Genomic DNA, 19,931 nt, shown 5'->3' on the forward strand with positions numbered 1-19,931 from the left:
AAAAGCCGGGGCAGTGCTCCGGCTTTTTTTGTTTCGGGCTTGTCCCGCTTATCTTGCTTTGTAGTCTGCTTTATCGAGACTGTGCTTTTTCATTCTCAGATAGAGCTTTTTACGCGGAATTTGCAGGTAGTTCGAGACTTCATTAATACGGCCGCTGAACAGGTAAAGCGCATCCTCAATGACCCGTTTCTCATAACTGTCGATCAAATCGTCCAACGGACTGCTCATCTGTGCTAAGGGCTTAGTACGTTCCTGCCCCGTCAGCTTCACGATACCAATGGCATAGAGCTCAGCGACGTTGCGGAGTTCAAGCACATTTCCCTGCCACTGATGGCGGTTGAGGGTATTGATATAGGCTTTATCAATCACCGGGACTTGTTTATTCAGCTTCTGGCAACTGGCATTCAGGAAGTATTTGAATAAAGGCGTGATATCACTGACCCGCTGGCGCAGTGGTGGCATGATAAAACGAACCTGGCTGAGGAAGTAAAACAGCTCCGGCACCAGAGACTCATTTTCCACGGCACCTTCTGCGGTACCTTCGAGAATCGCCAGCACTCTGACTTCCCGTTTTCCCAACCGCTCCTGTTCGAGTAAGAATCGGCACAGCCAGCGTTGTGATTCCGGCGGCATGGCAGGCAGGTTGTTAATACAGATGCTGCCGCCACGCGCGTTAATCATGGCCCGTTGCAGATCCGGGGTCCGCTCCACTCTGGAGCCACACAGCTTAATCAATGGTCCCTGGCTGATGTCACTGTGCTGGTGCAGCAGACTGGCAACGGTGTGGCGGCCTGTGCCTGTTTCACCTTCGATCAGAACGTCTTTATTGTTATTGGCCGCCAGGGTGATTTGTTCGCGGATGCTCTCGATACGCGGACTGTCCCCCAGCAGGACATCATGGGTTGTTTGCTGCACTCTCTTGCGGTGAGAGACGAGTTGCTTTCGCTGCGGCAGGTGTTTCTCAAGCAGGGTGATCAGTTCGGCGGGTTGCAGCGGTTTTTGCAGAAAATCGACGGCACCATTTTTCAGGGCATCAACGGCCATGGGAATATCGCCGTGCCCGGTAATCATAATGACGGGTAAACTGTCATCCAGCGCTTTGACCTGATGTAAGACATCTTTACCACTGGTGCCCGGCATATACATATCCGTGATCACAACCCCGGGCCAGTCTTTGTGCAGCAGGGCCAGAGCCTGCAGTGGGTCTGTGGCCGTTTTTGCCTGATAACCAGCCACCTCAAGCAGGTGCTGATAGGCATCTACAACATCCTGATCGTCATCAATGATCAGCACTTCAATGTTATCGTTAATCGTCATACTTCTTTAACTCCAAAACGACCATAGCGCCTCCTTGCAATGTTGAAGCAAGGTAAATATTGCCTTCGATTCTGTTCATGATGGAACGGCAAATGTTTAATCCCAGCCCGAGTCCCACATCTTTGGTGGTGGTGAAGGGAACAAAGAGTTTCTCTATGATACTGGCCGCAAATCCGGGGCCGGTATCGCAGACAGCCAGTCTGAGTGACTGGTTGTCTGAATGATTGTCGAGCACATCGACATGGATTTCCCGGGTATGACAGCCCGCTACGGCATCGCAGCTGTTGACGAAGAGGTTCACCAGAACCTGTTCAAACTGAACCGGATCCGCCAGGACCTGGTAGGGGGTGTCGACGAGGTACTGCAGCGTAGTCTGCTGTATTTTCAGGCGACTCTCGATCAGTTGCCGGGCATGGCAGAGCGACTGCTGGATATCGATCGCCTGAACAGCACGGTTGGCAGACTGTTTTCTGGCGAAATTTCTCAGGCTGGAAATGATCCGGCCCATCCGTTCCGTGAGGCTTTCCATCTTATCCAGACTGGCGGGCAGCTGGGTATAATTGTCCTGACTGACGGCCATTTTCGTGGCAAACAGGTGCGTTGACATGGCCGATAGCGGCTGGTTCAGTTCATGAGCCAGTGAGGTCATGGTCTGACCGACCACGGCCATTTTTGCAGCCTGAATCAGTTCGTCCTGAGTTGACCGCAGATCGGCTTCAATCCGTTTCCGGTCTTCAATTTCTGCTTTTAACTGGCGGTTTCGTTTGGTCAGAGACTCTGTTTTTTCATGTACCATTCCTTCCAGCCAGCGTGCTGCACTTTCCTGTTCTGTAATATCTGTCATCGTGATGATGACTTTGTCTTCATGTCCCTGATTGAAATGACGGAAGTCCAGCCGCAAGTAACGCGGCTCCTGATGCTGTGTATGCCTGATGGTCAGGCTGCAGGCCCTGTTCGTTTGTAAAAGGCTTCCTTTCTGAAACAGGCGCTTGAGGCGTGTTTCCGTGTTGTGGTTGAAGAGGGACCATAAGGTGTGCCCTTTGGGAATGGAGCCGGTCTGAAACAGGGCCTGTGCACTGGGGTTGACTGACTCCACAACACCGGACAGGTCACAGGTAATGATACTGGCCTGGGTATTATTGATCAGGTTGAGGGCATTGGTTTGCTGCATTTCCAGCATCTGCTGGCGGAACTGACGCAGACTGTCCCCCAGCAGACCGATTTCATCATCACCGTCAACCTGAATGGTCGCGTTCAGATCGCCGTGTGCCACGGCATAGAGGTCGTGGCTGAGCTGGTTCAGCCGAGTGACGATCCCCCGGCTGACCAGATAGACAGAAAGCAGGACAGATAATGTAATCGCCAGCAGGACCACGCCCAATAAGATGTAACTGCTGATGATCACCGACTGCCGGGTATGATCATTGAGTGCCAGCAGCGAGCTGTCTGCCTGATCAACCATGGCCTGAATGAGTTCTTCCTGATAAACCAGGCGGTTCTGAATTCGCTTATCATAGATGTGGACAGATTTTTGCAGGCTGGACAAAGTCTGCAGCTGTCTTTCCACCGGACCGCCGGGTTCAACCAGGCTCACCAATTCATTGAGGTGCTGAAGAAAAAGCAGGGTCGACGGATAGTGGCTGAGTACATCGCCCATGCTTTTCAGTTGCTCGGTCTTGTGGCCGAGATACTGAAAGCTATTGGAAATATCCCGGTTTTGATATTGCAGGAAGATATCTTTGACCAGCTGATGCAGTTCATTTTCCTGAATGGTGATGGACTGTAACAGGGAAAATTCATCAATATTTGCCCGGATTTTCCCGTCATCCAACTGCTTGGGATCCAGGCGTGTCAGCTGCCATTCTAGTTCCTGCCGGATCGGGACCAGCTCTTCAACAATGTTCTGGTGCAGCCAGTTCAGCCGGGTTTCCGACTGAGCCAGTGTCAGCAGCAAGCTGGTCCTTTTATTCAGCAGCTTGGTGTAGGACTCGATATCACTGAGCAGGGTTTCAAGTTCGATTTTCAGTGCCGGATATGAGGCCAGGCTGGCTGTATTGGCAATGGACTCGGTAATTTGCGCAGCTTCCTCAGTAATTTTTTGTTTCAGCTCGGCGTGGCGCGCATGATCTTTGTTGAAGCTGATTTTATGCAACGTATCTTTCAGTGCTGCGGTATCTCGTTCCAGATGGTAGCTGGCACGCAGCGTGGGCAGGTTTTTGCTGACGATTGCATCAATCTGATCATCCAGGCTTTCCCAGGTAATCAGAGCAATCAAGCTGACGCCAATGCTCAGGAAAGCCATCAGGCTGATAGCACTGATTAACCGGTTGCCAATCGTTTTTCTTTTCAGCATTACGGCACCTGCTTCTGAGAGAAGAGGATGGCCTGAGTCAGCTGAATTGATTCCTGTAACTGACGGCTCATTGCATCCTGCAAGCTTTCAAGTTTCTGTGCCGAATCCGGGTGACGACTGGGATCCTGCAGGGCAGTGAAAGCGGGCTGATGTGCCTGTTCGTGCCGTATCACCGGGGTCGATGCCAGTGTTACCGCTCGTGCGAGTTGGGCTGCCTGCTGTGGCTCAAGACCGGGCAGTCGGCGGACCTCATGAATCATATGCCAGGCTTGATTTAATAAGGGGAGCTGTTTGCTGATACTGATGTCGAACAATTGCTGGACGAGGATGGCGCGCTGATGCAGTAATGTCTGATCAAGCGGGAACGTGGCGACTTCAAACTGAGGCCGCGCGTGCCGTCGCAGCTTATATAGCGGCGCCTGTTCGATCTGTTTCTGCAACGCTTCTGAAAGCATGAATTGCACAAAGTTTTTCCCGTACGGGGAAGAAGAGTCAGTTGAAAGCGCCGCAAGATAACCGGGCAGGATTAGACTGTCCGGCTGGTAACGAAAATGAACGGATGGAAACAGGGCCTGCTGTGCCTTGGCATCACTGTTGATGCCCAGACCAACGCCGGCCTGACCACTGGCGACGATATGACTGACCTTTTCGCTGCTGGCTGAAACGCTGTCCAGATTCCCGCCAACCTGCAACAGCAGTCCCCAGCCGTGATCCCAGCCATGTCGTTGCAACAGATTCTCGATCATTTGGTGCGTCGTGGCGGAGCGCGAGGGGCTGCTCATGACCAAATGGTTGTAGTAGAGCGGATCGGTCAGGGCTTCCAGTCGTTGTGGTGCAGGTAACTGATGCTTATCCAGATAACGCTGGTTCCAGATCAGGCCATAACCGGAATACCCCAGAACCGCAATATATTCTGTATCCATCGGGCTTTTGTGAGGGGTAAGGCGGGCAACCGGGATCAAAGCATTGTGGTTGGTCAGGGGCCTGAAGAGCCTAATTGATGATGAGAACACGACATCAACGTCATGGTTTGGGGCCGAGAGCATGGCCAGAGCATCGGCTTCACGACGCTGCAGGATTTGAACATCCAGATTTGGGTAATGCTGCTGAAAAAGCTCAACGCCGGGGGAGAGCAGAGCCGGATTGTCAGTGGTCAGGATCACCAGCTGTTCCCTGCTTCCGGCAAAGGCGGTGCCGGAGATCAGAATGAGTACGATGAATCGCCTGAATAACATGACCCGAGTCCTTTCGAATGTAACAACAGATATTCAGTGTGTAACCATCTTTCCGGTGTAGCCTGGTTACAGGTATCAGCAGAATCGTGTTGATGCGTTTATATATAAGTTTGCTGCTATCGGGACAGGAAATTCAGAAACGGTTTTCTGAAGTATTCATTGCTTATCGATTTTCCTGTGCCGGATCGCTTACTTGGGCCTGTTTTGACCCAAACTCACTTAAAGCATGTTTTAGATCACACAAATCTACCGGAACATCAGAATTCGCCAATGTTTAATTTGCAAAAAGATGTGTCAATACTCTGACGTATTTTCGTCATGAATACCAATGTGAATGAGAGAAAGAGTGATGGGGGCAGCGTGTGCTGCCACCCCGGAGATGAATTTTGTAATCTCCGTAACTTTTGTTGCCTGGTTCAGGCGTTGAGAATTTGCTGAATTTCAGTCGCTGACAAATGATACTGGCGAGGGCATTTCTGCCAGACGGTCAGCATGCGGCGGTATTTGCTCTGCATCGGCACATGACTGTTGAAGTGGTGCTCAGAGGGCAGAAAATGCGGATACAGTTTTTCAACTTCAGCCAGGAAGCGAACATAGTGCATTTGCTGAGGTTCGCTGATGGCGTCAAAACCGAGAAACGTGAGCCGACGGCAGTCAATCTGCTGCTGATTTTCTGCGGACAACTGCTTACAGGATTCCTGCATGGCATGGTGCATTTCCATCACTTCGATGATTTCTTTACATTCAGCTTCGGGAATGGCACCAAAGTCTTTGTCCAGCTCTCGCAGTTGCAGACCATAACCCCGTTCGACAATGGTTTGCAGACGGGCATATTTGGCGGCGTTGTCTGAATCAAGCTGAGCCATCAGACGGTACTGATTCGACAGAATGAGGCGTTGGGCGTTTGTCATTTCCATAGCAATGTCCTGCAATTTTTTCACTGTTTACAGCTTAGCAGGATGTACCGCACAGCTATTGATCTGACAGGGTATTCCTGATTTTTTTCGTCAAATGATCGGTGCTGCGGATGTATAATTGTGCCGCCGGGCATTTGGGCAATCTATACCCTGATTTCGATGACAAGGATGTAACTGATGACAACACTTTCCTGGATAGGCTGGGCGGTCTGGCTTTTGATTTTGCTTGCCTCGTATCCCAGAGAGTTCTATCCGAAATTCAGACAGGAGAAAGACTATCAGCATCTGGTGCTGGGCTCGGCTGTTGCCCTGTTTTTGTTATGGAGTCTGCGTGCCGGACTGGTCGACGGGCTTCAGGTCCATTTTCTGGCACTGACTGTTCTGACATTGTCACACGGTTGGCGGATTGCGATTTGGATCAGTGTTTTACCGGGTATCTTGCTGGCTGTTTTCGGACTTGTGGCGTGGCAGGATCTTGGGCTGGTGAATCTGACGGGCGTGGTCGCGCCGGCTTTGGCCAGTTATGGTGTCTTTTTGCTGAGTTACCGTTATCTGCCGCGTCATTTGTTTGTTTATATTTTTGTGGCTGCTTTTTTTAACGGGGCACTGTCACAGGTGGTTCATATGCTGCTGACGGGGAGCTGGATCTGGCTGGAAGGGGAGTTTCGCTGGCAGTATATCGTTGATAATTATCTGGTTCTGATCCCATTGCTGCTGTTTCCTGAGGCGTTACTGAACGGCATGGCGACCACCTTGCTGGTGGTTTATAAGCCGGAATGGGTCCGGACTTTTGCGGATCGGGATTATATTTTCCGGCAGGATAAATGAGCTGAACCGGGGTTGGATGCCCGCCGGTGCGGGAGTGACGAGAGTCGATTGCACCGGCAGGACATTTATCCGGGAACCATACGGAAGCCGTTCGGTTCACCGTTGATTCAGCGAGCTCAGTACATCACGTTCGGGTGGTACTCCGACAGGATGCCCTTGATTTTTTCCATCACTTCTTTCGATGGTGGTTTGACGCCTTCCAGCGGATAGTCATAACCCATCGCTTCCCATTTGTGGGCGCCCAGCTGGTGATACGGCAGCAGTTCGACTTTTTCAACGTTGTCCATGTCTTTGATAAATTCGCCCAGCAGTCGGGCGGACGTTTCGGTATCGGTGAACCCCGGAACCACGACATGACGGATCCAGGTTTTCTGGCCGATTTTGTGCAGGTAGCGGGCAAAATCCAGAATCCGTTTATTGGGAACGCCCACCAGATCGTGATGAATTTCATCGTCAATCTGTTTGAGATCCAAAAGGACGAGATCCGTAGCTTCCAGCAGCTCATCAATGACGGGTGTATGCTTGCGGACATAACCGTTGGTATCTAAACAGGTATGGATGTTCTCGGCTTTCGCAGCCCGGAAGAAATCGCGGATAAATTCCGGTTGCAGAATTGCTTCTCCGCCGGAGGCTGTGACACCACCACCGGAGGCGTTCATAAAGTGGCGATAGGAGAGTGCTTCTTTCATGAGCTCATCGACGGTCACTTCACGGCCGTCTTCCAGATCCCAGGTATCGCGATTGTGGCAGTACTGGCATCGCAGCAGGCAGCCCTGCATGAAAACGATGAACCGGATCCCTGGCCCATCAACTGTTCCACAAGACTCGAATGAATGAATGCGGCCTTTTACGGACATATGCGCGCTCCCCGATAATGCTTGGTGTCGCTATTCAATAATATACCCAAGTCACCTCAGGATGGCAGCTCAGAAGAGACAGGTTCCGGTGGTCACTTGGGTATATTCCCCACGGCCGGGAAGCCGCGGGGAGCAAGATGACCGGACAGTTTCCCGCCCGGTACAGTCTTACAGAGAATCAGTGAAGGTTCGTGCAATCACGTCCTGCTGTTGCTCTGTGGTCAGTGAGTTGAATCGTACCGCATAGCCGGAAACCCGGATAGTCAGCTGCGGGTATTTTTCCGGATGTTTCACCGCATCTTCCAGCGTTTCACGGTTCAGCACGTTCACGTTCAGGTGCTGTCCGCCTTCAAGGCCGGCTTCATGATGGAAGTAACCATCCATCAGACCTGCCAGATTCGCGCGGCGAGAATCATCGGATTTACCCAGTGCGTTCGGCACAATGGAGAAGGTATAAGAAATACCGTCTTTGGCATGTGCGAACGGCAGTTTACCGACAGAGGTCAGTGAAGCGACCGCACCTTTTTCATCACGGCCATGCATTGGGTTGGCACCCGGTGCAAACGGCTGACCTGCACGGCGACCGTCCGGCGTGTTCCCGGTTTTCTTCCCGTACACCACGTTTGAAGTGATGGTCAGGATAGACTGAGTCGGAACAGCATTACGATAGGTCTTCAGCTGACGAATCTTGTTCATGAAGCGTTCAACCAGATCGCAGGCAATGTCATCGACCCGGGCATCGTTGTTCCCGAATTTCGGATAATCGCCTTCAATATCAAAGTCGGTGGCAATACCGTTTTCGTCACGGACCGGTTTCACTTTGGCGTACTTAATCGCAGACAGGGAGTCGGCCGCAACAGACAGCCCCGCGATACCACAAGCCATGGTGCGGCGGACGTCACGGTCATGCAGCGCCATCAGAGCCGCTTCATAGCTGTATTTATCGTGCATGAAGTGGATCGAGTTCAGTGCGGTGACGTACTGGGTCGCCAGCCAGTCCATGAAAGAATCCAGGCTTGCCATCACTTTGTCAAAGTCCAGTACGTCATCAGCCATTGGCGCTGACTTCGGACCGATCTGGATTTTCAGTTTCTCATCCACACCGCCGTTGATTGCGTACAGCAGCGTTTTGGCCAGGTTGGCACGGGCACCGAAGAACTGCATGTGCTTACCGACCACCATTGGCGAGACGCAGCAGGCAATGGCGTAATCGTCAGATTCGAAGTCCGGACGCATCAGGTCATCGTTCTCATACTGAATTGATGAGGTATCGATGGACACTTTGGCACAGAACTTCTTGAAGCCTTCAGGCAGGCTTTCTGACCACAGCACCGTGATATTCGGCTCTGGGCTTGGGCCCATGGTGTACAGGGTATTCAGGAAGCGGAAGCTGGTTTTCGATACCAGCGTGCGGCCATCAACACCCATACCACCGATGGATTCGGTTGCCCAGATTGGGTCGCCAGAGAACAGCTCATCATACTCAGGCGTACGCAGGAAGCGGACCATCCGTAGCTTCATGACGAAGTGGTCAATCATTTCCTGAGCTTGTTCTTCGGTGATCTTGCCGGCTTTCAGGTCGCGATCAATATAGATGTCGAGGAAGGTCGAGGTACGACCCAGAGACATCGCGGCACCATTTTGAGACTTCACGGCAGCCAGATAACCGAAGTAGGTCCACTGAATGGCTTCCTGAGCTGTTTCCGCCGGGCGTGAAATATCGAAGCCGTATTTAGCTGCCATTTCTTTCATCTGGCCCAGGGCGCGGTGCTGCTCTGCAATTTCTTCACGCAGCTGCATGGTCATTTGCAGATCTTCGCCTTGTTCAAACTTCGCTTGCAGAGAAGTGAACTGCGCAAATTTGTCCTGCATCAGATAATCAATACCGTACAGCGCGATACGACGGTAGTCACCGATAATACGGCCACGGCCATACGCATCCGGCAGACCGGTCAGAACGCCGGATTTACGGCATTTCATGATGTCCGGGGTATAAATGTCGAACACGCCCTGGTTATGGGTTTTACGGTATTCAGTGAAGATTTTCTTCACTTGCGGATCCAGTTCGCGATCGTAGGCTTTACAGGAGCTTTCCACCATCCGGATCCCACCATTCGGGATGATGGCACGTTTCAGCGGTGCTTCGGTTTGCAGACCGACGATGGTTTCCAGCGATTGATCGATGTAGCCGGCGTCGTGAGCGGTAATGGTAGAAATGACCGAGGTATCAAAGTCAACAGGTGCATGGGTTGCGTTTTCCTGTTTGATGCCTTCCATCACTTTTGCCCACAGCTGCTGGGTTGCAGCCGTGCCTTCGCTGACCAGGAATGCTTCATCGCCCTCGTAAGGGGTGTAATTTTTCTGGATAAAGTCACGGACATTGACTTCGTTTTGCCAGTCACCCGCAGCAAAGCTTTCCCAAGCGTTAGCAAATTGGTCTGCCATAGTATACCTACCTGTTATTCGTCAGTAGAAAGTGTTACAGGCGCTGCACCGATTGTGCAGCGGCTGCATGTGTATCAGTATTTCAGTTTTCACTGAGCCGGGCTTTGATGTGTCGCACGGCTATGCTAAATATTTCATATTCTTCAGGATTATCCCAGCAGTGCAGGGATACCCGGAATCATGCCGACTGCCAGCATGGCACCCAGACAGACAATCAGTGTCAGACCCGGAATAATCAGGCGGTCAGCCAGTGTCAGGTGGTTCGGACGATCTTTGTCGCCAATCAGGCCGTTGTTATCCAGCAGCATAGTGACCGCCCAGCCGAAGACCGGGTTGACGGCCATCGAGGCAAAGATACAGATCCCGGCGGACTGGCTGGATTTGGCGTCTTTCACCATTTGCATACCGGCTTCCAGCAGTGGCAGGAATACCCCGGCTAGCAGTGCAATCGTCATGACCGGTGGCCAGATCGCAATGTCCATCGGGTAGCCGATAATGGCGACAACAATACAGATGCTGCCCAGTAAAATCGCACCCGCCGGAATCGGACGTTTTGCAATTGCGGCCGGGATCATATAGGTGCCCCAGGATGAGGTGACATTCCCGCCACCAAAGGCTGCCCCAACGATTTGACGGACAGAACAGCCGGTCATGGTGTCGTCGACATCCATTAAGACCTTGTCGGTTTTCTCAGGGTAGTTCATTTCCTGGAAAATGCGGTGGCCCAGAAAATCCGGAGACCACATGGCAACGGCCAGCAGGGCAAACGGTAAGGAAGCGATGAAATGCTCCATGGTCGGTAAGCCCAGTTTCCAGCCGGTTTCAGTTGAACCCCACCAGTAAGCCGGATTCAGGTTTGGCAGTCCCGGAGTGGTATGAAATTCGAAAGGCGCCCCCATCACTGCGGCAATGATGCCTCCGGTGACGGCACAGACCGGAATTGCCAGCCAGCGTTTGCCGATACGGGCCAGAAACGCGTACAGCACAATACTGACAAAAAGAATCAGCACGGCGACATAACCCATGTTGATATCGCCGCCCCAGCTCAGCAGGCTTTTGATCTGGCCGGTCGAGCCGACAAAGCCCAGGAAGATCAGCAGGCCACCGGCAACGCCGTCACTGGTGAGTTTGACCAGTCTTGAGCCCCCTTTGCACAGGCTGAGCGCCAGGCCGAAACCGCCCAGTAAAATCCCCAGTGCCAGCGGGTGACCACCTGCGGCGGCAATCATGCCAATCATTGGGATCATCGGGCCATGGTTACCAGCCAGGTTGGCGCGCGGGTTTAAAAAGCCGGAAACAAGGATACAAAAGAGGGATGCGGACACCAGCATCTCGACCCGCACGTTTTCAACCACAAAGTCAGGGCCCAGGCCGAATGCGGCCGCATAGGAAGACATCACGGCGGAATACATGGCGATGATGCCGATGGTTCCGGCAATGGCCGGGACTAAATCTTCCCACTCAAACCGGAAATCCCGGCCGGGCAGGTTGAGTCCCCATCGACGGGGTTTCATGATCTGCAGTTCATGATCCAGATAGCGTGAGCGGTTTGGAAATGCACTGGCAGGTTGATGGTGAGCCGAATAACTATCGGTTTCCACCTCGGTATGGACGTCACCGTATTGAATGTTTGATGACATAGCGGGCCTCGTTCTACAAGTCAGAAATTCTTTTTATATGTACCGGGGATCGGGCCTGAGTCCGGTACGGATGCACATCTGGCATCGAATATTGATTATGGTGTTAGTTTACTCCCGCTCTTACCCAGCAAATTTGATCCTGATCATTCACTTCTCTCAAATGAAGGAAAACTACGGAAATGCATCTTTTGTCCCGAGAAATACGGGCGATCTTACTAGTTTGTGTAATTAATTTACGTAAGTTGTGTTCTTTTGGCGGGGGATAGGGGCATCGGAAGGGACGAGACAATCAACCTTTTTCATGCCGGGAATAGTTTTGAGGATGCCGGATGTTGGCAAATCTGTAAGCGCCGTCAAGTTCTGGCTAATTTTCTGGCTCTTTAGGAAGCACATTATCAGTTACTCAATCTGCATGTTTTCCCACTTTGAGATGGTCTGAGAAATCAGCTCATCCGGGGAAATCGGCATAGACGTTGGTGCTGTCATCAGATGGGAACGATTACATTTCAAGGCAACCCGACAAATACCTTCCCTGATTCTGACTTCCTGGAACGTCCGGTGTTGCTTTATTTTCCCGGTGTTTGACACATGTACCTTTGTTTTTGGCCGGAGAGGCAGAAAAGGAACATCTATGAAACTGGGTTTCTATCTATAATTAATGAGATTCTATTGTGTTCGCAGAATAATCAATTGGCAGTGTTTAATGATTAAATATGCGATTTATTTATCTGATAATGCTAAAATCCGAACGTTAACAAAATGTTGTCAATCTGAGTTCGTGGTGATACCTTCGACAAAGGGATGAGAAAACAGACTATCTCTCTGCAGTAAAGGCAGTTGTAGCAGAAAGAACGGAATGTTCTCTAATTGATTGATAAGAAAATAAAGTTACCTGTATAAAGAAATCGTGTGAAACATTGAATCGTTTTCAGAATCAGTTCTCTCCGTTCTTTATATGTTGGCACTGTGTTAATGGTGTCGGTTTGAAGGTTACTGTCGCTGTGCATAAAGGTTTGTGCGGGCAGTATTAAGTACATTCAGCCAGATTTGCATGATTAGTTTTCAGTGCAGTCTGTGGGTTTGACAAAGCAACAGGAGACAAAGCGCATGACAGATGCAGTAGCGCTTGAAGTAAAGGATTTACATAAATCTTTTGGCCAGAACGAAGTGCTGAAAGGGATTTCACTGACAGCGCACCGGGGAGATGTGATCTCCATTATTGGTTCATCAGGTTCAGGTAAAAGTACGTTTCTTCGCTGTATTAACCTGTTGGAAACACCGACTCAGGGTGAAATCTGGGTCAACGGTGAACTCATTAAAATGAAAAACAACCGTCGCGGTGAATTCTTACCTGTGGACGAGCGTCAGGTTCAGCGTATCCGCTCCCGGCTGGCGATGGTCTTTCAGGGCTTTAATCTTTGGTCTCATATGACGGTTCTGGGGAATGTAATTGAGGCGCCGGTTCATGTACTGGGCGTACCGAAGGCCGAAGCGATTGAAAAAGCAGAAGCCCTTCTGAAGAAAGTCGGCCTGTACGAGAGACGTCATTATTATCCCGGACATCTGTCTGGTGGTCAGCAGCAGCGTGCTGCGATTGCCCGGGCACTGGCGGTTGATCCTGAAGTGATGCTGTTTGACGAACCAACTTCGGCGCTTGACCCTGAACTGGTCGGGGAGGTGCTGGGTGTAATGCAGGATCTGGCTCAGGAAGGCAGGACCATGCTGGTGGTGACGCATGAAATGGCATTCGCACGAGATGTGTCTAATCAGGTGATGTTTTTGCATCAGGGGTTGGTGGAAGAACAGGGTGCACCCGAAAAACTGTTCCAAAACCCAGACTCAGAAAGATTAAAGCAATTTATTTCGTCGATTTACTAAAATATGGATTGAGTTTTACTCAAACCGACATAACTCACAACTTCGCTGATTCAGCGAATCTTTCAACCCGGGCGACATGGCGGGTTGTTGCAAATACAACAGGAGTAAGACAATGAAAAAATGGATTTTGGCTGCCGCAGTCGTTTCTGCTCTGGGTGTGACCTCTGCTCAGGCGAAAGAGTGGAAAGAAATTCGTTTTGGTATCGAAGGCGCCTATCCTCCGTTCAGCTGGACTGAACCCAGTGGTGAGCTGAAAGGTTTTGACGTCGATATGGCCAATGCATTGTGTCAAGAACTGGAAGCCAAATGTAAGATCGTCGCTCAGGACTGGGACGGTATCATCCCGTCTCTGCTGGCCCGTAAGTACGATGCCATCATTGCCGCAATGTCGATCACGGATGAGCGTAAAAAGAAAGTCGACTTTACCCACAAGTATGCTCTGATTCCGAATAAATACGTGGCCAAAAAAGGCACGCAGCTGGACTTCTCGAAAGACGGCCTGAAGGGCGTGAAAATTGGTGTTCAGCGTGCAACCACGCACGATAAATACCTGACAGACAACTACGGTGATTCCGTTGAGATTGTTCGTTACGGCTCATTCGATGATGCGTATCTGGATCTGAAAGCGGGTCGTATCGCAGCGGTTCTGGGAGATGCTTCTGCGCTGGAAGAAGGTCTGCTGAATAAAGATGGCGGCGATGGTTATGAATTCATTGGTCCTTCGCTGACTGATCCGAAATGGTTCGGTGACGGTTTCGGAATTGCGACTCGTAAGCAGGACAAAGACCTGACTGAGAAGCTGGATAAAGCCATTCTGTCACTGCGTGAGAAAGGTGTTTATAAACAGATTCAGGATAAATACTTCTCATACGATGTTTACGGTGAGTAACCCCCGGTAACGAGACAATAATGCGTCTCCCGGTGAAATATACGATATGAATCAGAGAGTGCCGGGTCACAGGTGGCTCGGCACTTTTTACATGGCAAACCCTTTGCAGTTTAAAGGAGTGACCCCTTGCTGGATTTAAAAGGATACGAATGGTCGCTGGTTGAAGGCGCATGGATAACCTTGCAGGTTGCCTTGCTGTCACTGCTGCTGGCGATGACGCTGGGCATGTTGGGTGCACTGGCAAAACTCTCCCGATACCGTACCGCCCGAGTGACGGCTACGGCTTACACCACGGTGATTCGTGGTATCCCGGACCTGGTGCTGATGATGCTTATCTTTTTCGGCGGTCAGGTTCTGCTGAACAACAGCCTCTATGGCATCAATGAGTGGCTGAACAACTACTTCGCCTCGTCGGATCCGGCTCATGAATGGACATCTTACCTGCCCGATTATATTGAGGTCAGTCCCTTTGTTGCTGGTATTCTGACCATAGGTTTCATCTTCGGTGCTTATATGGCGGAAACCTTCCGGGGTGCCATTATGGCGGTGGATAAAGGGGAACTGGAAGCTGCGAAAGCTTATGGCATGAGCAGTGCGATGTCTTTCCGCCGAGTCCTGCTGCCTCAGATGATCCGGCATGCGCTGCCGGGCTTCGGGAATAACTGGCTGGTTCTGCTGAAAACTACGGCACTGGTTTCGATTATCGGTCTGGATGACATGGTACGGAAGGGGGCACTGGCTGCTGGTACCACCCAGATGCCATTTACGTTCTATATGGCAATCGCTGTGCTGTTTCTGGTGTTTACCTCGCTTTCTACTTCTGCACTGAAGTGGGCAGAGCGTCGGTTCAGTATCCATACGAGGTAAGAGATGGACTTTAGTATTCTGACAGACAGCTGGCAGCTGTACCTGCAAGGCTTTTATACGACTCTCTGGATGGTTGCGCTGGCGCTGGTGATTGGTCTTCTGATTGCCATTCCGATGGGGGTGGCACGGAACAGCAAGAATCCTGTGATCTACGGTCCGGCCTGGGCATATATTTACTTTTTCCGCGGAACGCCTCTGCTGGTGCAGCTGTACCTGATTTATTACGGTGTCAGCCAGTTTATGAATGTTCAGGGCACCCTCTGGGAAGATGCCTGGTTCTGTGCGCTGGTGGCTTTTGTACTTAATACCGCTGCTTATACCGCAGAAATTGTACGGGGCTCGATTAACAGCATGCCGAAAGGAGAAGTCGAGGCCGCGAAAGCTTACGGAATGAGTCACATGCAGGCATTCCGCCGTATCATTTTGCCGAGCTCGCTGCGTCGTGCCCTGCCTGCTTACAGTAACGAAGTGATTTTCATGATCCATGGATCCGCTGTGGCAGGGATCGTCACGATTATCGATCTGACCGGCGCTGCCCGGATTGTGAACTCGCGCTATTACGCACCGTTCGAATCCTTCCTGTTTGCAGGTTTGTGTTACATGGTGCTGACATTTACCGTGATCTGGACTTTCCGCAAACTGGAAGGCAGGTATCTGCGCCATATGAAAGCGCTGAGCTGATTCAACTGTGTCCGGTCAATCAAAAAGCCAGGGTTATCCCTGGCTTTTCTGTATTGGTGCGATGATTGGAGATACCCGGATTATTCGAATACAGACCAGATCGGTGCGTGGTCGGACGGTTTTTCAATCCCGCGCAGTTCATAGTCAATCCCAGCTTCATGGCAGCGCGCTGCCAGTGAAGGGGTCGCAAGAACCACGTCAATGCGCAGACCACGGTTGTCGTCGAACCCTTTGGAGCGGTAATCAAACCACGAGAACTTGTCATCCGCATTCGGATGCAGCTGACGGAAAGTATCGACAAACCCCCAGTCCAGCAGCTTTTTCAGCCACTCGCGCTCAATAGGCTGGAATGAACATTTTCCGGTCTGCAGCCAGCGTTTGGCATTTTGCGGGCCGATACCGATATCCAGATCGATCGGGCTGATGTTGATGTCACCCATGACGATCAGCTCTTCATCGCTGCTGTGATGCGCCTCAAGATAGGTCATCAGATCCGCGTAGAATTTTTCTTTGGCCGGAAATTTGATTTCGTGATTGATGTTTTCACCCTGAGGGAAATAACCGTTCAGGATGGTGACCGGCTTACCGTTGGCCTGCTCAAAAGTAGCCATAATCATCCGGCGCTGTGCTTCTTCGTCATCAGTCGGGAAGCCTTTGCGGACATGAACCGGCTCTTGTTTGCACAGCAGCGCCACACCATAGTGTCCTTTCTGGCCATGGTGATACACCTTGTAGCCCATAGCTTCAACGTCTTCTAACGGGAAAGCTTCGTCATGAACTTTGATTTCCTGCAGACCAATGACATCCGGCTGATGTTTATCGATGACGGCTTGCAATTGGTGGAGTCTTGCTCTTAATCCATTGATATTAAATGAGATGACTTTCATTTGAATTCTGTTCTGTCAGCGTGGGAAATGTGGTCATCCTAGCATAGTGCCTGAATGAGCGTAAGCGTTGTAAAAGTCCGTTCGAATATCCTGATGATCTTTGCCGGATTTTCTGCGCCGACGGATGAAAATAGCTTCCTTATAATGGTGAATAAATCGACTCACGACGAGGTAAACATGGGAAAGCTCATCAAGGGTGTTTGGCACGATGTATGGTATGAGACTGAGCAGCACGACGGCAAATTTGTGCGTGAAGATGCGGGATTCCGCCACTGGCTGACAGCCGACGGAGCGCCGGGTCCAGAGGGGCAGCAAGGCTTTCCGGCGGAATCCGGACGATATCATCTGTACGTCTCACTGGCTTGTCCCTGGGCACACCGGACTTTGATCTTCCGTCAGCTGAAAGGGCTGGCCGCGCATATTGGGGTAACGGTTGTCGACCCGGACATGCTGGAACACGGCTGGGAGTTTTCTGAGCCAGAGCCTCTCTATGGATTTGAATTTATGCATCAGCTCTATTCAAAAGCCAAACCGGATTACACTGGCAGAGTGACAGTCCCTGTGCTGTGGGACAAGCAAACCCAGACCATCGTCAGTAATGAATCGTCTGAAATCATCCGGATGCTCAATACGGCATTTAATGCGATCACCGGTAATCACGATGATTACTATCCGCTGGCGCTCCGGCATGAAATTGACCGCTGGAATGATTTCATATATCCGAATATCAATAATGGTGTGTACCGCTGCGGGTTTGCGAGCACGCAGGCTGCGTACGCGTCGGCATTTTCTGAGCTGTTCAGCGCATTGGATAAAGTCGATGCGCATCTGGCATCAAACCGCTATCTGGCAGGAGAGCAAATCACGGAAGCGGACTGGCGATTATTCACAACCCTGATCCGTTTTGATGCTGTTTATGTTGGTCATTTTAAGTGTAATCAGCAGCGTATTGCGGACTATCCGAATTTACAGGGTTATTTGAAAGAGCTCTATCAGATCCCGGGTGTGGCAGAAACAACCGATTTTGAGCAGATAAAACGCCACTACTATTTCAGTCACCAGATGATCAACCCGACCGGCGTTGTGCCAGCAGGCCCGGCACTTGATCTGGACTCGCCGCACGGCCGGGATTTCTGAGATTAGTGCAGCAGCGGAGACCAGGTGGTGATCTGGATGGGCGGCAGTTCCCGGTAAAGCGGACCCGTTTGAGGCTGATGGCTCAGATGTTTTCCGGTTTTCAGTTCGGTACTTAAGGCATGCCGCCAGGCTGCCTGTTCGGCGGGAAGCGGCATCATGCAGACAGCGTTCAGGCTCTGGCGGTACAGCCCGGGAGGAACCGTGCCTGGCATTCTGAGCAGGCAGTCAATACGGCCCAGGTGGGCTTCACTGCATAATGGGTAGTCGCGGAGAATGGTTTCAAAATGAAACAACGCTTGTGCCGGTCGGGTTAATCTTGCGGCCTGTGCTGTTTTCAGCGTGGTTTCGAGCCATCTGAGGGCGTCAAATGCCAGACTGTTTTCTCGCAGTGCCTGCAAGCGGTGCCGGCTGTGTCCGTCGAAACGGTCTCTGTGTTTCAGAGCCTGACAGGCATCGGCAATCAGGGCGGTCTCGCCCAATTGCAAAAGCAGTGGCAGCGCTTCAGCCAGAATGACAGACGGTAATTTATGAATGCAGCTGAAATAGCCTGACAGGCCAAGCAGCAACCGGCGCTTTGCTTTGAGTGCGGAACCTTGTGCCAGCAACAGGCGTGCCTGTACGAGCTGTTGAAAGCAGTACAGAAAGTGACGCTGGGCAGGCAGCAGACGATGACGGGCCCGCTGCGTGATTTTGTCTAACTGCACTTTGAGCTGTCGTTTGGTCTGCGCAGAGGGCGTCGTGAAGTACAGTTGCTCAAAGGTATCACTGAATTCAGCCAGACAGATGATCCACCCGATATCGATGATGGGCAGATGCGTTGCCAGTGTCATACCTGCCTGCATTAAGGGTTTACTCTGGCCAGTTTTCGCAGCCAGCTGTGCTACCTTCAGCGCCCGGTGGCTGGCGGAAGGAGATAGTTTCAGCGCGCGCTGGGCGGTAGCCAGTGCCGCAAGCACTTCCTTATTTTCAGCCTGATAGTTTGCCAGTAAATCCAGTGCTTCCAGGCACAGCGGGGATTTTTCGAGCAACTGTTGTAGGTGCTGAATCGCTTTGTTCTTGTCTCCCGCCTGAGCATACAGGCGAGCTTCAGTCAGTGAGACTTTCACGGAGGGGTGATATTTCCTGAACAGGCTGGCATAGCGGTTTGCCTGAGACCAGTCTTTGTTCTCCATCAGCATATCCAGCAGCAGGTGCTCAAGCTGGTAATCCGGGCCATGTTTGAGGAGTTGCTGCTTGCAGTACCGGATCCCTTCTGTCAGTCCCTGTGCTGTTAACCGCTGATAGACTGGGTGACGTGCCTGACTGTTTTGCCATGCCTGACAAAGCTTGTTTTGCAGGCTGATCACAGGCATCGGCAGTGTCAGAAAGGCATCAGGTTCAACAGCCAGTGCCGTGAGAACAACCCGGGTGCTGGTATCGGCAGAGAAAATGACCAGTCCGCATTCCGGGCTCAGTAATTGTTTTTTACGCAGCAGGCTGATGAGTTCACTGCCGGTCAGCATGTGATCCAGATGATAATCGACGAGAATCAGCTGATAGGCCGTGTGCTGGCAATGATGAATCGCTTCACGATAGTTTGAGGCGGTATCAATATGACGAATGCCAATTTGCAGGAGCATGCCTTTCATCAGACTTTGTGCACTGTGCTGATCATCAATCACCAGAACGCGCATGGTCGGCCATGGAGGCGGTGTCAGGTTCAGTTTATGGACTTTGTCAGGCATACCACGGTCCTCATACGGCTTTGGAGTGATAAGGATCACAGTTATTGTTGGTTTGAGTTTAGTCCTTTTTTGTGGCGGTTTTTTGAGCATGTGTGCTGTGCCGGGCACAGAATCCTCGAAGTCGCAGAAGTGAGATGGATCAGTGGAAGAAATCTGACAGAAAGCCATAAGAAAAAAGCCAGCGCAATGCACTGGCTTAAAAGATGGTGGAGGGAGAAGGATTCGAACCTTCGAAGGCGGAGCCGTCAGATTTACAGTCTGATCCCTTTGGCCACT

The 19,931-nt window shown here is 51.3% G+C and carries 15 protein-coding genes; 6 read left to right on the plus strand and 9 right to left on the minus strand.

The window, feature by feature from the left end; genetic code table 11:
* Window positions 1-48 precede the first annotated feature (48 nt).
* From ACYP03_RS09585 to ACYP03_RS09600, 4 genes are all read right to left on the minus strand, one after another.
* Window positions 49-1,317 (minus strand): sigma-54-dependent transcriptional regulator, encoded by a 1,269-nt coding sequence (locus ACYP03_RS09585; protein ID WP_248141171.1) that lies wholly within the window; start codon window positions 1,315-1,317, stop codon window positions 49-51.
* On the minus strand, window positions 1,307-3,670 hold the full coding sequence (locus ACYP03_RS09590) for an ATP-binding protein (RefSeq protein ID WP_459779420.1): 2,364 nt from the start codon (window positions 3,668-3,670) through the stop codon (window positions 1,307-1,309). The genes ACYP03_RS09585 and ACYP03_RS09590 overlap by 11 nt, the downstream gene beginning before the upstream one ends.
* Window positions 3,670-4,905: an ABC transporter substrate-binding protein gene (locus tag ACYP03_RS09595; RefSeq protein ID WP_459779422.1), complete on the minus strand. Its 1,236-nt coding sequence runs from the start codon at window positions 4,903-4,905 to the stop codon at window positions 3,670-3,672. The genes ACYP03_RS09590 and ACYP03_RS09595 overlap by 1 nt, the downstream gene beginning before the upstream one ends.
* A 416-nt stretch (window positions 4,906-5,321) precedes the next feature.
* Window positions 5,322-5,822: a YfbU family protein gene (locus ACYP03_RS09600; protein WP_248141168.1), complete on the minus strand. Its 501-nt coding sequence runs from the start codon at window positions 5,820-5,822 to the stop codon at window positions 5,322-5,324.
* Between the two features lie 177 nt (window positions 5,823-5,999).
* Between ACYP03_RS09600 and ACYP03_RS09605 the strand changes: the two genes are divergently transcribed.
* On the plus strand, window positions 6,000-6,650 hold the full coding sequence (locus tag ACYP03_RS09605; protein ID WP_248141167.1) for an energy-coupling factor ABC transporter permease: 651 nt from the start codon (window positions 6,000-6,002) through the stop codon (window positions 6,648-6,650).
* A 116-nt stretch (window positions 6,651-6,766) separates the two neighbouring features.
* Here the strand turns inward: ACYP03_RS09605 and pflA are convergent, their stop codons facing one another.
* From pflA to ACYP03_RS09620, 3 genes are all read right to left on the minus strand, one after another.
* Complete coding sequence (pflA, locus tag ACYP03_RS09610; protein WP_248141166.1) at window positions 6,767-7,507, minus strand: pyruvate formate lyase 1-activating protein; 741 nt, start codon at window positions 7,505-7,507, stop codon at window positions 6,767-6,769.
* Between the two features lie 168 nt (window positions 7,508-7,675).
* On the minus strand, window positions 7,676-9,952 hold the full coding sequence (gene pflB, locus ACYP03_RS09615) for a formate C-acetyltransferase (protein ID WP_248141165.1): 2,277 nt from the start codon (window positions 9,950-9,952) through the stop codon (window positions 7,676-7,678).
* A 149-nt stretch (window positions 9,953-10,101) separates the two neighbouring features.
* Window positions 10,102-11,592, minus strand: coding sequence for a DUF3360 family protein (locus tag ACYP03_RS09620; RefSeq protein ID WP_248141164.1), 1,491 nt, complete (start codon window positions 11,590-11,592; stop codon window positions 10,102-10,104).
* A 1,107-nt stretch (window positions 11,593-12,699) separates the two neighbouring features.
* Here ACYP03_RS09620 and ACYP03_RS09625 point away from each other — a divergent pair.
* The 4 genes from ACYP03_RS09625 (at window position 12,700) to ACYP03_RS09640 (ending at window position 15,907) form a co-directional block, all read left to right on the plus strand.
* Complete coding sequence (locus ACYP03_RS09625) at window positions 12,700-13,470, plus strand: ABC transporter ATP-binding protein (RefSeq protein WP_248141163.1); 771 nt, start codon at window positions 12,700-12,702, stop codon at window positions 13,468-13,470.
* Window positions 13,471-13,582: 112 nt separating this feature from the next.
* The gene (locus ACYP03_RS09630) at window positions 13,583-14,359 is read left to right on the plus strand and encodes an ABC transporter substrate-binding protein (protein WP_248141162.1); all 777 of its coding nucleotides are present in this window, start codon (window positions 13,583-13,585) and stop codon (window positions 14,357-14,359) included.
* A gap of 126 nt (window positions 14,360-14,485) precedes the next feature.
* On the plus strand, window positions 14,486-15,226 hold the full coding sequence (locus ACYP03_RS09635) for an ABC transporter permease (protein ID WP_248141161.1): 741 nt from the start codon (window positions 14,486-14,488) through the stop codon (window positions 15,224-15,226).
* A gap of 3 nt (window positions 15,227-15,229) precedes the next feature.
* Window positions 15,230-15,907 (plus strand): ABC transporter permease, encoded by a 678-nt coding sequence (locus tag ACYP03_RS09640; RefSeq protein ID WP_248141160.1) that lies wholly within the window; start codon window positions 15,230-15,232, stop codon window positions 15,905-15,907.
* Window positions 15,908-15,987: 80 nt separating this feature from the next.
* Here the strand turns inward: ACYP03_RS09640 and xthA are convergent, their stop codons facing one another.
* Window positions 15,988-16,794 carry an exodeoxyribonuclease III gene (gene xthA, locus ACYP03_RS09645; protein ID WP_459779426.1) on the minus strand — a complete coding sequence of 269 codons (807 nt, stop codon included), beginning with the start codon at window positions 16,792-16,794 and terminating at the stop codon, window positions 15,988-15,990.
* Between the two features lie 177 nt (window positions 16,795-16,971).
* Here xthA and ACYP03_RS09650 point away from each other — a divergent pair, with 177 nt between their 5' ends.
* Window positions 16,972-17,931, plus strand: a complete 960-nt coding sequence (locus ACYP03_RS09650) for a glutathione S-transferase family protein (RefSeq protein ID WP_459779443.1) — start codon at window positions 16,972-16,974, stop codon at window positions 17,929-17,931.
* Window positions 17,932-17,933: 2 nt separating this feature from the next.
* Here the strand turns inward: ACYP03_RS09650 and ACYP03_RS09655 are convergent, their stop codons facing one another.
* Complete coding sequence (locus tag ACYP03_RS09655; protein WP_459779428.1) at window positions 17,934-19,655, minus strand: response regulator; 1,722 nt, start codon at window positions 19,653-19,655, stop codon at window positions 17,934-17,936.
* Between the last annotated feature and the right edge of the window lie 276 nt (window positions 19,656-19,931).

It is taken from the genome of Photobacterium sp. R1, assembly GCF_054600795.1.

What these genes read in the sequence shown, in the direction of transcription:
- ACYP03_RS09585 (WP_248141171.1), bottom strand. Translation starts at nt 1,317, where the DNA reads ATGACGATTAACGATAACATTGAAGTGCTGATCATTGATGACGATCAG.
- ACYP03_RS09595 (WP_459779422.1), bottom strand. Translation starts at nt 4,905, where the DNA reads ATGTTATTCAGGCGATTCATCGTACTCATTCTGATCTCCGGCACCGCC.
- xthA (WP_459779426.1), bottom strand. Translation starts at nt 16,794, where the DNA reads ATGAAAGTCATCTCATTTAATATCAATGGATTAAGAGCAAGACTCCAC.
- ACYP03_RS09605 (WP_248141167.1), top strand. Translation starts at nt 6,000, where the DNA reads ATGACAACACTTTCCTGGATAGGCTGGGCGGTCTGGCTTTTGATTTTG.
- pflB (WP_248141165.1), bottom strand. Translation starts at nt 9,952, where the DNA reads ATGGCAGACCAATTTGCTAACGCTTGGGAAAGCTTTGCTGCGGGTGAC.
- ACYP03_RS09625 (WP_248141163.1), top strand. Translation starts at nt 12,700, where the DNA reads ATGACAGATGCAGTAGCGCTTGAAGTAAAGGATTTACATAAATCTTTT.
- ACYP03_RS09655 (WP_459779428.1), bottom strand. Translation starts at nt 19,655, where the DNA reads ATGCCTGACAAAGTCCATAAACTGAACCTGACACCGCCTCCATGGCCG.
- ACYP03_RS09590 (WP_459779420.1), bottom strand. Translation starts at nt 3,670, where the DNA reads ATGCTGAAAAGAAAAACGATTGGCAACCGGTTAATCAGTGCTATCAGC.
- ACYP03_RS09600 (WP_248141168.1), bottom strand. Translation starts at nt 5,822, where the DNA reads ATGGAAATGACAAACGCCCAACGCCTCATTCTGTCGAATCAGTACCGT.
- ACYP03_RS09650 (WP_459779443.1), top strand. Translation starts at nt 16,972, where the DNA reads ATGGGAAAGCTCATCAAGGGTGTTTGGCACGATGTATGGTATGAGACT.
- ACYP03_RS09620 (WP_248141164.1), bottom strand. Translation starts at nt 11,592, where the DNA reads ATGTCATCAAACATTCAATACGGTGACGTCCATACCGAGGTGGAAACC.
- ACYP03_RS09630 (WP_248141162.1), top strand. Translation starts at nt 13,583, where the DNA reads ATGAAAAAATGGATTTTGGCTGCCGCAGTCGTTTCTGCTCTGGGTGTG.
- ACYP03_RS09640 (WP_248141160.1), top strand. Translation starts at nt 15,230, where the DNA reads ATGGACTTTAGTATTCTGACAGACAGCTGGCAGCTGTACCTGCAAGGC.
- pflA (WP_248141166.1), bottom strand. Translation starts at nt 7,507, where the DNA reads ATGTCCGTAAAAGGCCGCATTCATTCATTCGAGTCTTGTGGAACAGTT.